This is a genomic window from Pseudomonas bananamidigenes (assembly GCF_001679645.1).
GTDB lineage: Bacteria > Pseudomonadota > Gammaproteobacteria > Pseudomonadales > Pseudomonadaceae > Aquipseudomonas > Aquipseudomonas bananamidigenes.
The window spans coordinates 167883-180239 of record NZ_LRUN01000001.1; the positions used below are offsets into that span (position 1 = coordinate 167883).

At 57.1% G+C, this 12357-nt stretch carries 12 protein-coding genes; all 12 read right to left on the reverse strand.

The features are described 5' to 3' along the window. Window positions 1-304: 304 nt before the first annotated feature. Complete coding sequence (locus BBF94_RS00780; protein ID WP_065257150.1) at window positions 305-1267, reverse strand: UDP-glucose 4-epimerase family protein; 963 nt, start codon at window positions 1265-1267, stop codon at window positions 305-307. After that, a complete protein-coding gene (locus BBF94_RS00785) occupies window positions 1264-2187 on the reverse strand; it encodes a glycosyltransferase (RefSeq protein WP_065257151.1) in 924 nt (307 codons plus the stop codon). Before BBF94_RS00785 ends, BBF94_RS00780 begins: the two co-directional genes overlap by 4 nt. A 58-nt stretch (window positions 2188-2245) precedes the next feature. Next, window positions 2246-3136 carry a glucose-1-phosphate thymidylyltransferase RfbA gene (gene rfbA / locus BBF94_RS00790; RefSeq protein ID WP_065257152.1) on the reverse strand — a complete coding sequence of 297 codons (891 nt, stop codon included), beginning with the start codon at window positions 3134-3136 and terminating at the stop codon, window positions 2246-2248. Next, window positions 3133-4026, reverse strand: coding sequence for a dTDP-4-dehydrorhamnose reductase (gene rfbD, locus BBF94_RS00795; RefSeq protein ID WP_065257153.1), 894 nt, complete (start codon window positions 4024-4026; stop codon window positions 3133-3135). The genes rfbA and rfbD overlap by 4 nt, the downstream gene beginning before the upstream one ends. Then, window positions 4023-5099, reverse strand: coding sequence for a dTDP-glucose 4,6-dehydratase (gene rfbB, locus BBF94_RS00800; RefSeq protein WP_176704391.1), 1077 nt, complete (start codon window positions 5097-5099; stop codon window positions 4023-4025). The genes rfbD and rfbB overlap by 4 nt, the downstream gene beginning before the upstream one ends. 221 nt (window positions 5100-5320) lie before the next feature. After that, window positions 5321-5560, reverse strand: a complete 240-nt coding sequence (locus BBF94_RS00805; RefSeq protein WP_065257155.1) for a lipopolysaccharide assembly protein LapA domain-containing protein — start codon at window positions 5558-5560, stop codon at window positions 5321-5323. A 27-nt stretch (window positions 5561-5587) separates the two neighbouring features. After that, window positions 5588-5884, reverse strand: a complete 297-nt coding sequence (gene ihfB, locus BBF94_RS00810) for an integration host factor subunit beta (RefSeq protein WP_003189779.1) — start codon at window positions 5882-5884, stop codon at window positions 5588-5590. A 139-nt stretch (window positions 5885-6023) separates the two neighbouring features. Beyond that, on the reverse strand, window positions 6024-6302 hold the full coding sequence (locus BBF94_RS00815; RefSeq protein ID WP_065257156.1) for a hypothetical protein: 279 nt from the start codon (window positions 6300-6302) through the stop codon (window positions 6024-6026). A 209-nt stretch (window positions 6303-6511) separates the two neighbouring features. After that, complete coding sequence (gene rpsA / locus BBF94_RS00820; RefSeq protein WP_065257157.1) at window positions 6512-8194, reverse strand: 30S ribosomal protein S1; 1683 nt, start codon at window positions 8192-8194, stop codon at window positions 6512-6514. A gap of 120 nt (window positions 8195-8314) precedes the next feature. Further along, window positions 8315-9004: a (d)CMP kinase gene (cmk, locus tag BBF94_RS00825; protein WP_065257158.1), complete on the reverse strand. Its 690-nt coding sequence runs from the start codon at window positions 9002-9004 to the stop codon at window positions 8315-8317. Further along, window positions 9001-11208, reverse strand: a complete 2208-nt coding sequence (locus tag BBF94_RS00830) for a bifunctional prephenate dehydrogenase/3-phosphoshikimate 1-carboxyvinyltransferase (RefSeq protein WP_065257268.1) — start codon at window positions 11206-11208, stop codon at window positions 9001-9003. The genes cmk and BBF94_RS00830 overlap by 4 nt, the downstream gene beginning before the upstream one ends. A 28-nt stretch (window positions 11209-11236) precedes the next feature. After that, on the reverse strand, window positions 11237-12349 hold the full coding sequence (gene hisC, locus BBF94_RS00835) for a histidinol-phosphate transaminase (RefSeq protein WP_065257159.1): 1113 nt from the start codon (window positions 12347-12349) through the stop codon (window positions 11237-11239). Between the last annotated feature and the right edge of the window lie 8 nt (window positions 12350-12357).

Here is a 12357-nt window from a genome sequence, read left to right on the forward strand (position 1 = left end):
CACGAGCGAGCATTCGACGGGCAACGAGAGCGCCATCGGAACGGCTCATGCGCCACTTCCAGCTGCGCAAAATTTGCAATTATAACGACGAAACATTGTCATTTGATAGCCCAGTGACATTATCGCTTTGCAAACGCTGGAAGCAGGACCGTCAGCCCCGACAAGACATGGATAACGTGAATATTGCAGATGAGCGCCGCGGTGGCGGCGCGTAGGGTATCAAGCCGCCATCGTTAGAAAAAGGGTGGCAGTTTGCCAATGTCGAAGTAGCAGGCAAAGCTCATCAACGGTCAAACATCTCCACTCAAGCACGCTGCCGCGAGTGATAGTGGAACGCGGTTCGCTTCAACGCATCATCGACGCCAATGACAGGCGACCATCCCAACCTATCGATGGTTTTACTGATATCGACCTGCAATGACCCACACAATCGCTGCGCGAGATCAGCACGACCGATCAGCGATGCGCCCGTCTTCAATACCCAGGAAGGAATCGACAGCAAGCGAGGCTTTACACCCAGGGCACTCGCCATGCGCCTGAGCAATTGAGTGGTGGACAAGTCTTCTCCATCACTGACCAGAAAGGTGTTTCCCGCCGCCTCTGGATGACTGATACAGACATTGAGCAAATCCACCAGATTCTCAAGCGCAACAAGGCTGCGATGGTTATGTATCGCCCCAAGCGGTAGCGGAGTACCACGCTCAAGCCAGCGCATCATGCTCAGGAAATTGGCCCCGACACCGGGGCCGTAGACCAATGGCGGCCGGATGACGACAACCTCCATATCCGTTTCGACGCTGATTGCTCGCAAGGCGTCCTCTGCTTCGCATTTTGATAGGCCGTAAGGATCGAGCGGTGCCGGCACATCGTCCGCCTTGAAGACAACTCCCGGCAGGGTCATTTCACCATTGACCTTGATCGAACTGACGAAAATGAATCTTTTGACGCCCGCTTCAGCTGCACTGCGAGCCAGACGAACAGTCCCTTCGACATTGATTTTGCGAAACCGCTCAAGAGCCCCCTCTGCCGACTCATTCATCACATGCACTCGCGCAGCACAATGAACAACCACATCAATGCCTGCCAGAGGAGGCAGCAGGGCCCTGTCCCCCATGTCAAATGCCACAACCCGGCATAGACCACTCAACCTCGTTTCACCGCGCACAGCAGCAACAGGACTGAATACCCCGTCGCGCAGCAGTCGAAACACGAGCGCCTCTCCGACAAACCCGGTCGCGCCAGTCACCAAAACTTGAGTACCGATCATTTAGCCTTGCTTCCAACCAGCGCCGTAGCCCAACAGATGCAAAAGAAAAACAGCTTGTCTCGTGTTCTGCGCCGACAGTCTCTTGCACTGAACGAGAGCTTTATCAACTGCGGGCGCCCCAAAGGCAGCCAAGGCTCGACAAATGAATGGTGCTCAAGCCCCACCAGCCGAACGATCTGTCTGACCTGAGAAAACCACCACCCGTCATGAATGGTCTTGTAGCGCATGATCAGAGAACCGATGCCGGCATTCGCCCCTACCTGATTACTTTCATGCTGGCGATAATCCATGGAAGGACGCGCGTCGATGAACCAGCGAAATCCACGACTACGTGCGAAAGAGTAAAAATACCAATCGTGGAGACTGACATTTTGCAAGTCGCTCCAACTGCCCAGCATGGCGGTCTTGAGTGGATGCATCAGCTCACGAGTGAAGACGTATGTACATCCCGGCCCAGCGGCCTCGAACAGGAAATCCCAGGAGGTCTGGGGCTGAGCCTTGTCCAGCAGTTGCGTGCGACCATCCGGCCAGAACGCGACAACATTGCTGGAGTAGGCATCCACGCCTCGCGCCTGAATTTCGCCGATCGCCCTTTCGAGCTTATCCTGATACCAGATGTCATCCTGATCGGAGAACGCGATGTAGTCGTATTCTTCGAGGGATACATCACGGATCAATCTGAAAAAGTTGCGCGCGGCACCACCGAACGCACCGGCACCAGGGAGCACATGAACACCCTGGTGCCTGGCCGCAAAGGCCAAGCACCAGGCTTCTGTACCATCAGTCGAGGGATCCACACTGATATAGACGCTCAGGTGTACACCGGATTGCCGAAGAATCGAATCGAGTTGCTCTTCGATCCACTGCATTCCATTGAAGGCCGCCAGCAAAACCGCAACCTTGGGATGTTTTACTGGCATAGCTTTCCTGCTTGCACCGATTTTGACTTTCTCACTCGAAAACGCTTTGTTATTCGAATCAGTGAGAAGGCGAGTCCAGCAACTTCTGCAGGTATTGACCGTAGCCGGTCTTCTTCAAGGCATCAGCTTGCTCAGCCAGCTGATCGGCGGTGATCCAGTCATTGTGGTACGCAATTTCTTCCAGGCAGGCCACTTTCAAACCCTGACGTTGCTCAATGGTATGAACGAAATGACTGGCTTCAAGCAAAGAGTCGTGAGTACCTGTGTCCAGCCAGGCAAAGCCGCGACCGAGCATCTCGACATTCAGCGATTTTTGCTCCAGGTAGGCGCGGTTCACATCAGTGATTTCCAGCTCTCCGCGCTCGGAAGGCTTGATGTTCTTTGCGATCTCCACGACTTGATTGTCATAGAAATAAAGACCTGTAACCGCATAGCTGGATTTTGGTTTCAGTGGCTTCTCTTCAATACTCAACGCGCGACCGGACGCATCAAATTCCACAACACCAAAACGCTCGGGATCAGAGACGTGATAACCGAATACAGTCGCGCCGTGCTGTTGAGAGTTGGCCGAACGCAAATTGTCAGAGAAGTGCTGACCATAAAAGATGTTATCGCCCAGGATCAGACAGCAAGGATCCTCTCCGATGAACTCCTCACCAATGATGAAGGCCTGCGCCAGACCATCCGGGCTCGGCTGCTCGGCGTAAGTCAGCTTGATTCCGTAAAGGCTGCCATCGCCCAACAGTTTGCGGAAGCAAGGCAAATCTTCCGGGGTTGAAATAATCAAAATTTCACGCATGCCGGCAAGCATCAGCACTGACAGCGGATAAAAGATCATCGGCTTGTCGTAGATCGGCAGCATCTGCTTGGAAACTCCAAGGGTCAACGGGTGCAGGCGCGTACCCGAGCCACCGGCGAGAATGATGCCTTTACGATTTGTCGTGGTCATTTATTCAGAACTTCCATAAGCATTCGAGTTACACCACTTTGCCAATCCGGCAAGTGTAGAGAAAAGTTGTCGCGCAGCTTCTGCGTATTCAAACGCGAATTCAAAGGGCGGCGCGCCGGTGTTGGATAGGCAGTGGTATCAATCGGATTCACGGCCGTAACAGCGAGGTCCTCACCGTGCGCCTTGGCAAAGTCGATGACCAGACTGGCATAGCCGTGCCAGGACACTTCACCGGCAGCTGCCAGATGATAGAGGCCCGACAATGCCGGGCGATGCATCGCTTGCTGGATCGCCAACGCAGTCACGTCCGCAATAAGGTCCGCCCCCGTTGGAGCGCCTATCTGGTCGGCAATCACGCCCAGCGATTCGCGATCCTTGGCCAGACGCAGCATGGTTTTGGCAAAGTTGTTACCACGGGCACCATAGACCCAACTGGTACGAAAGATCAGATGCCTGCAGCCAGAAGCCGCAATTGCCTGCTCACCGGCCGACTTGCTGGCGCCGTAGTGGTTCACAGGTGCGACGACATCACATTCCTGCCAAGGCGTCGAACCTTCGCCGCTGAATACGTAATCGGTCGAATAGTGGATCAGCCAGGCATCCAGGGATGCGGCCTCCTGCGCCATGACTCGACTGGCCTCACCATTTACACGGTCAGCCAGTTCAGTCTCGGACTCGGCTTTATCGACAGCGGTATAGGCGGCAGCGTTGACGATAACGTCGGGCCTTACTTTACGGATAGTCGCGCGCAGAGCATCGAGATCAGACAGATCACCACTCAAACCATCGACCGGGTGCCGATCAAGGGCAACCAACTCCCCTAGCGGAGCAAGTGAGCGCTGCAGCTCCCAGCCGACCTGACCATTTTTTCCCAGCAGGAGAATCTTCATGCCTTGTCCGAACGACCGGCGTAGTTCTGGTCGATCCACTGCTGATAGCTGCCACTCTTCACATGGGCAACCCATTCAGAGTTGTTGAGATACCACTCGACAGTCTTGCGGATACCCGTCTCGAAGGTTTCCTCCGGGGTCCAGCCTAACTCGCGCTGGATCTTGCCGGCATCGATCGCGTAGCGCTGATCATGACCCGGGCGATCCTGCACATAGGTGATCAAACTTGCGTGCGGGCGGTGAGCAGAATCCGGTCGCAACTCATCGAGCAACGCACACAGGGCATGGACGACTTCGATGTTCTGCTTCTCATTATGCCCGCCGATGTTGTAAGTCTCACCAATGACACCTTCGGTCACGACTTTGTACAGTGCTCGCGCGTGATCTTCGACATACAACCAGTCACGCACCTGATTACCTTTGCCATAGACCGGCAACGGTTTTCCTTCCAGCGCATTGAGAATGATCAGCGGGATCAACTTCTCCGGGAAGTGACACGGACCGTAGTTATTAGAGCAGTTGGTGACCAGTGTCGGCAAACCATACGTGCGCGCCCACGCACGCACCAAGTGATCGGAACTGGCTTTGCTGGCCGAGTATGGCGAGCTCGGCTGATACGGCGTAGTTTCGGTGAAGAGTTCTTCCGGGCTTTCCAGATCGCCATAAACTTCGTCAGTGGAAATATGGTGAAAACGGAAGTTAGCCTTACGTGCATCATCCATTGCCGCCCAGTATTGGCGTGCAGCTTCCAGCAAGGTATAGGTGCCAATGATGTTGGTCTGGATGAACTCGGACGGACCGGAGATCGAACGATCCACGTGGGATTCCGCGGCCAGGTGCATGATTGCATCCGGTTGATGCTCACGCAGAACCCGGTCGATCCGATCACGGTCGCAGATATCAACGCATTCAAACGCGTAACGCGGATCCAGGCTGACTTCTGCCAAAGACTCGAGGTTACCGGCATAAGTCAGCTTATCAACGTTCACGACGGCGTCGTTAGTGTTGGAAATGATATGACGGATGACTGCCGAGCCGATGAACCCGGCGCCGCCGGTAACTAGAATTTTCACGCGAAAGCATACCCTTGAGCTGCGGACAGTGGCACCAACGAGCACTGTCTAGTCCATGAATGCAGAGCCATCAGATATGAGGCTTCTGTCAGAGTCAGTCTGGATCGACGCGGGAATAGACCACAATCGAACAAGGGTTGCATTTTACAGCTTAATGAACGTTTTACTAATGGATATAGACAAGTAGCGATGCAAATTCGATGGATGTCCTGCGCCTGCTCTTATACAAGTCGTTTGCGTGCAGCTCTGGACGATCGTCCCAGAAACCAGCCCAGTATCGGCCCGACAAGCATTCCAACCAGCAAAGCGAGAACCATTACCAGAGAGACTGGCAGCTGTGGCCCCACCCAACCAAGGAACATCAACGAAATCGACTGCTGGTTCTCCAGTACAAACGCCAGGATCACCAGCATCAACAAAAGAATGAAAACGCCAAGAAGCATGCGCTTGAGATTACGCATGGGCAACTCCCCGAAAAATCGTGGCCGTCAAACCCCCTCCTCCTCTTCTTCGTTCACACGATCACGCAGTTCCTTGCCCGGCTTGAAATGCGGCACAAACTTGCCATCAAGGCTGACCGACTGCCCGGTCTTCGGATTGCGACCAACCCGCGGCGCACGATAGTGCAAGGAAAAGCTGCCAAAACCACGGATCTCGATACGATCCCCCGTAGCCAGACACTGGGACATTTGCTCAAGCATGGTCTTGATGGCCAACTCCACATCTTTGGATGAGAGCAGCCCTTGATGGGTGACAATTCGTTCGATCAACTCCGACTTCGTCATGTTTTTCCCTTCTTTTTCAAGCAGCTAGATCAGCGCTTGAAAGGTTTTAGCACGCCCGGAAGATTTTGAACAGCCCAGGGCTTGACATATCTCTTCTTACATCGAAATACCCATTTTCAGGGCATCAAGCCTCACCCGCTCACCGACAGATCACCAGCATGGTACGAGTGGCGTAACCCGCAGGATTGAAGCCGAAGGGAAACACATCCTCATCCTTGGCGTCATCCGAACGCGTAACCACTTTGTAACCAGCGCCCTTGCACTCTTTCGCCGCACGCTTTTGACACTTCTCCCAACCCGACCCCAAACCCGAACAATCAACCTCGATACCACTGACGCCGCGCACCGCGTGAGTCTTGGCGCTGGTAGTACAGCCTGCCAGCATCAGCATGCCCAACAAGACTATGAACTTGTTCATTCACTTCCTTATGCCGAGCCACACGCCCGACTACTGCGATCTTCAGACTAAGCCTAGACGCGAATAGACGATTGATCCGATTAAAGAAACAGACCGCCTGACAAAGGGAATGGTTTCACCAAGAGCGCGCACAGAATGACGCTTCGCCAAATCGCAGGCACAAAAAAGGGCGACCGAAGTCGCCCTTTTCTTGCATGGTCAGACAGAACTTAGTTCTGCTTGGCCATTGCTTGCTTCAGCAGAGCTGCCATGGTGGTGTCAGCTGGAGCTTCCTGAGCCGCGTTCAGGCTCTGGATAGCTTCTTTCTCTTCAGCATCGTCCTTCGACTTGATGGAGAGGCTGATCTGACGGCTCTTACGATCAACGCTGATGATCTTGGCTTCTACTTCCTGGCCTTCTTTCAGAGCGTTGCGCGCGTCTTCAACGCGGTCACGGCTGATTTCGGAGGCTTTCAGAGTCGCTTCGATATCGTCGGCCAGAACGATGACGGCGCCTTTGGCGTCAACTTCTTTCACAGTACCTTTAACGATTGCGCCTTTGTCGTTAACCGAGACGTACTCGGAGAACGGATCGCTTTCCAGTTGCTTGATACCCAGGGAGATACGCTCGCGCTCCGGATCAACCGACAGGATAACGGTGTCCAGCTCGTCGCCCTTCTTGTAACGACGCACAGCTTCTTCGCCGGTTTCGTTCCAGGAAATGTCGGACAGGTGAACCAGACCGTCGATGCCGCCGTCCAGACCAATGAAGATACCGAAATCGGTGATCGACTTGATGGTGCCGGAGATCTTGTCGCCCTTGTTGAACTGGCCAGAGAAGTCTTCCCATGGGTTCGACTTGCACTGTTTGATGCCCAGGGAGATACGACGACGCTCTTCGTCGATGTCCAGAACCATGACTTCCACTTCGTCGCCGACTTGTACGACTTTCGAAGGGTGGATGTTCTTGTTGGTCCAGTCCATTTCCGAAACGTGTACCAGACCTTCAACACCTTCTTCCAGCTCAGCGAAGCAGCCGTAGTCGGTCAGGTTGGTTACACGAGCGGTAACGCGAGTGCTCTCTGGGTAACGGGCTTTGATAGCAACCCATGGATCTTCACCCAGTTGCTTCAGGCCCAGGGAAACACGATTGCGCTCGCGATCGTATTTCAGAACCTTGACGTCGATCTCGTCGCCAACATTGACGATTTCGGAAGGATGCTTGATACGCTTCCACGCCATGTCGGTGATGTGCAGCAGGCCGTCCACGCCGCCCAGGTCGACGAATGCGCCGTAGTCGGTGAGGTTTTTGACGATACCTTTGACTTGCTGGCCTTCCTGCAGGGATTCCAGCAGAGCTTCACGCTCGGCGGAGTTCTCGGCTTCCAGGACGCTGCGACGGGAAACGACAACGTTGTTGCGCTTCTGGTCCAGCTTGATGACCTTGAATTCCAGCTCTTTGCCTTCCAGGTGCGTGGTGTCGCGCACTGGACGGACGTCAACCAGGGAACCTGGCAGGAACGCACGGATGCCGTTAACGTCGACAGTGAAGCCGCCCTTAACCTTACCGTTGATAACGCCCTTGACCACTTCCTCGGCTGCGAAGGCTGCTTCCAGAACGATCCAGCATTCAGCGCGCTTGGCTTTTTCACGGGACAGCTTGGTTTCACCAAAACCGTCTTCAACCGAGTCCAGAGCAACGTGAACTTCGTCACCGACATTGACAGTCAGCTCGCCAGCATCGTTGTAGAACTGCTCAAGCGGGATGAGCGCTTCAGACTTCAGGCCTGCGTGAACGGTGACCCAACCATTTTTGTAGTCGACATCAACGATAACGCCGGTGATGATGGAGCCTGTCTGAAGGTTCAGAGTCTTCAGGCTTTCTTCAAAGAGTTCCGCAAAGCTTTCGCTCATTTTAATTCCTGTTGATTAGGGCGAAAAATACGCCCATCTCCACATCCCAGACGATGCGGGTCAGTTTCAATTAAAGGAAGCCACCGCAGGACTATGACTGGTCCCCTGCGGCCTTCCTGGTCACCCGGCGATATCGCGAATGGCGATCTCGCTCATGATGCGTTCCAGCACCTGATCGATGGACAACTCCGTGGAATCCAGCTGTATCGCGTCGGCCGCCGGCTTGAGCGGGGCCACTGCTCGCTGGGTATCGCGCTCATCGCGCGCACGGATCTCATCTAGCAGACTCGACAGACTAACACCCTCGACCTTGCCCTTCAACTGCAAATATCGACGGCGCGCCCGCTCCTCGGCACTCGCAGTCAGAAATATCTTCAAGGGTGCATTCGGAAAAACCACCGTCCCCATGTCACGCCCGTCAGCCACCAGCCCCGGCGCTTCCTGGAATTCGCGCTGACGCTGCAGCAGGGCTTCGCGTACCGCCGGCAATGCGGCGACCTGCGAAGCACCCGATCCGACACTTTCGGTGCGAATGACATCACTGACTTCATCACCCTCAAGGATGATGCGCTGCAACTGACCTTCTGTCGCCGCAATGAATTGCACATCCAGATTGGCAGCGAGCTTTTTCAGCAGTTCCTCATTGGTCAGGTCAACACCATGGTTGTGCGCAGCAAACGCCAACAGGCGATACAGCGCACCGGAATCCAGCAGGTTCCAGCCCAGACGCCTGGCCAGAATGCCCGCTACGGTGCCTTTGCCCGAGCCGCTTGGCCCATCGATGGTAATGACCGGAGCAATGTTGTTCACGACTGAGCCTCTTGCGCCACACGAATGCCGACCTGTGCGCACAGCGCCAGGAAGTTCGGGAACGATGTCGCGACGTTGGCGCAATCATGAATGCGGATCGGCGCAGTGGCGCGCAGCGAGGCCACGCTGAAAGCCATCGCGATACGGTGATCGCCATGACCATGCACTTCGCCGCCGCCGATCTGGCCGCCGTCGATGATGATGCCGTCAGGGGTCGGTTCGCACTTGACGCCCAGCGCCAGCAAACCGTCCGCCATGACCTGGATACGATCCGACTCCTTGACACGCAGCTCTTCGGCACCGGTCAGCACAGTGCGCCCTTCGGCACATGCGGCTGCCACGAACAGCACCGGAAACTCGTCGATGGCCAGTGGAACCAGCGCTTCCGGAATCTCGATACCCTTGAGTTTAGCTGCTCGTACGCGCAGGTCGGCAACCGGCTCGCCACCCACTTCACGCTGGTTTTCCAGAGTAATGTCAGCCCCCATCAGACGCAGGATGTCGATCACACCGGTACGGGTCGGGTTGATGCCGACGTGTTCGAGCACCAGCTCGGAACCCTCGGCGATCGACGCCGCCACCAGGAAGAACGCCGACGACGAGATGTCACCCGGGACTTCGATATGGGTTGCGGTCAGCTTGCCGCCGGACTCGACCGATGCCGTGGCACCGTTCACGCTGACCGGATAGCCAAAGCCGCGCAGCATGCGCTCGGTATGGTCACGAGTCGGAGCCGGCTCGGTCACGGTGGTCTTGCCTTCGGCATACAGGCCCGCCAGCAACAGGCAGGATTTCACCTGGGCACTGGCCATCGGCATGGTGTAAGTCAGACCCTTGAGCTTGTGACCACCACGAATGGTCATCGGTGGACGACCGTCGGCAGCGGTTTCGATCACGGCGCCCATTTCCCGCAGCGGGTTGGCCACGCGATTCATCGGGCGCTTGGACAGCGAAGCGTCACCGGTCAGGGTACTGTCGAAGTCCTGCGCGGCCAGCAGGCCGGACAGCAGGCGCATCGAAGTGCCGGAGTTGCCCAGATAGATCGGGCCCGGCGCAGGTTTCAAACCGTGCAGGCCGACGCCATGAATGGTCACGCGGCCATGATGCGGGCCTTCGATGACCACGCCCATGTCGCGGAACGCCTGCAAGGTCGCCAGGGCGTCTTCGCCCTCGAGGAAGCCTTCGACTTCGGTGACGCCTTCAGCCAGGGAGCCGAGCATGATCGAACGGTGGGAAATCGATTTGTCACCCGGTACGCGAATCCGACCGGACAGGCGGCCACCAGGTTGAGCCAGGAAGATCAGATCGTTGGAATTCATAGCGTCCACATAGGCCCTGCGGGCCAGGATTTTACTGAAATGCTCGCGGGCAACCCGGGCGCGCGTGAAGACGCCCAACAATTGATGCCCATCCCCTGCATCGACCGCGTCGCGCAAGGCGTCGAGGTCGCTGCGAAATGTATCGAGTGTGCGCAGGACAGCCTCGCGGTTGGCGAGAAAGATGTCATGCCACATGACCGGGTCGCTTCCGGCGATTCTTGTGAAATCGCGAAAACCGCCCGCAGCGTAACGGAAGATCTCCAGATTTTCATTGCGCTTGGCCAATGAATCGACCAGACCGAAGGCCAGCAAGTGCGGCAGATGACTGGTCGCGGCCAGCACCTCGTCGTGACGCGCGACCTGCATGTGCTCCACATCGGCACCCAGCTCGCGCCACAGACGATCAACCACCGCCAGGGCAGCCGGATCGGTCTGTTCCAGCGGGGTCAGAATCACCTTGTGACGACGAAACAGCTCGGCATTGGAGGCTTCCACCCCGCTCTGCTCGGAACCGGCAATCGGATGCCCCGGCACGAAACGCGCCGGCATGCCGCCAAACGCCTCGGTCGCCGCGCGCACCACATTGCCCTTGGCGCTGCCGACATCCGTCAGGATTGCCTGCCCCAGTTCCATGGCGGCCAGACGGGCCAGCACTTTTTCCATGGCCAGGATCGGCACCGCCAACTGGATCACGTCCGCGCCCCGGCAAGCCGCCGCCAGATCCTCTTCGCAGCGATCCACTACACCCAACTCGACCGCCAGCCTGCGCGATTGCGGGTCGAGATCGACCCCGACCACTTCGCGGCACAGACCGCTTTCACGCAAGCCTTTGGCAAACGAACCACCGATCAACCCCAGACCGACCACCACCAGGCGCCCGATCATAGGTGCAGCAGATTGCAGCGAAGTGACATCACCCACGAGCCAGAACCTTGCGCAGCGCTTCGAGGAAGCGGCTGTTTTCCGCCGGCAGACCGATGGTCACTCGCAGGTGGTTCGGCATGCCGTAGTTGGCCACCGGGCGCACGATCACGCCTTCGCGCAGCAAGCCCTGAAAGACTGGGGCTGCCACTTGGCCGAGATCGACGCAGATAAAGTTGCCCCTGGACGGAATCCAGCTCAGGCCCAGCTCGCGAAAACCTGCTTCCAGCTGTTGCATGCCGGACTCGTTGAGCTGACGGCTCTGCGCCAGATATTCCTCGTCCTTCAACGCCGCACAGGCAGCAGCCAGCGCGAGACTGTTGACGTTGAACGGCTGACGCACACGGTTCAGCACATCCGCCACCACGGGTGTGGACAAGCCGTAGCCAACGCGCAGCGCCGCCAGACCGTAGGCCTTGGAGAAGGTGCGCGAGACCAGCAGATTCGGGTAAGCCGCGAGGAAATCCAGGCCATCCGGCAGATCGCTGCCTTCGGCGTATTCGATGTAGGCCTCGTCCAGCACCACCAGTACGTGCGCTGGCACGTCCTGCAGGAACTCGTCCAGCGCCTCGGCACCGAACCAGGTGCCCGTCGGGTTGTTCGGGTTGGCAATGAACACGACACGTGTGTTGGCGTCGATGGCCGCCAGCATCGCCGGCAGGTCATGCCCCCATTCCTTGGCCGGAACCACCTTGGCCTGAGCGCCGACCGCCTGCGTGGCGATCGGGTAGACGGCGAACGCGTGCTCGCTGAATACCGCATTCAGGCCCGGTGCCAGATAGGCGCGCGCCACCAGCTCGAGAATGTCGTTGGAACCATTACCCAGCGTCACCTGGTTCAGCTCGACGCGACACTGTTCGGCCAGCAGGGATTTCAGTGCAAAGCCGTTGCCGTCCGGGTAGCGGGTCAGCTCGTCCAGCGCCTCGCGGATCGCGGCCAGCGCTTTCGGGCTGGCGCCCAACGGGTTTTCGTTGCTCGCCAGTTTGACGATGCTCGCCGGATCCAGATCCAGCTCGCGCGCCAGCTCGTCCACAGGCTTGCCCGGAACGTATGGCGAAAGTTGTTGCACGCCCGGCTGCGCCAGAGCGAGGAAGTTGCCACTCATTGCTACCA

What these genes read in the sequence shown, in the direction of transcription:
- BBF94_RS00780 (WP_065257150.1), bottom strand. Translation starts at nt 1,267, where the DNA reads ATGATCGGTACTCAAGTTTTGGTGACTGGCGCGACCGGGTTTGTCGGA.
- BBF94_RS00785 (WP_065257151.1), bottom strand. Translation starts at nt 2,187, where the DNA reads ATGCCAGTAAAACATCCCAAGGTTGCGGTTTTGCTGGCGGCCTTCAAT.
- rfbA (WP_065257152.1), bottom strand. Translation starts at nt 3,136, where the DNA reads ATGACCACGACAAATCGTAAAGGCATCATTCTCGCCGGTGGCTCGGGT.
- rfbD (WP_065257153.1), bottom strand. Translation starts at nt 4,026, where the DNA reads ATGAAGATTCTCCTGCTGGGAAAAAATGGTCAGGTCGGCTGGGAGCTG.
- BBF94_RS00805 (WP_065257155.1), bottom strand. Translation starts at nt 5,560, where the DNA reads ATGCGTAATCTCAAGCGCATGCTTCTTGGCGTTTTCATTCTTTTGTTG.
- ihfB (WP_003189779.1), bottom strand. Translation starts at nt 5,884, where the DNA reads ATGACGAAGTCGGAGTTGATCGAACGAATTGTCACCCATCAAGGGCTG.
- BBF94_RS00815 (WP_065257156.1), bottom strand. Translation starts at nt 6,302, where the DNA reads ATGAACAAGTTCATAGTCTTGTTGGGCATGCTGATGCTGGCAGGCTGT.
- rpsA (WP_065257157.1), bottom strand. Translation starts at nt 8,194, where the DNA reads ATGAGCGAAAGCTTTGCGGAACTCTTTGAAGAAAGCCTGAAGACTCTG.
- BBF94_RS00830 (WP_065257268.1), bottom strand. Translation starts at nt 11,208, where the DNA reads ATGATCGGGCGCCTGGTGGTGGTCGGTCTGGGGTTGATCGGTGGTTCG.
- hisC (WP_065257159.1), bottom strand. Translation starts at nt 12,349, where the DNA reads ATGAGTGGCAACTTCCTCGCTCTGGCGCAGCCGGGCGTGCAACAACTT.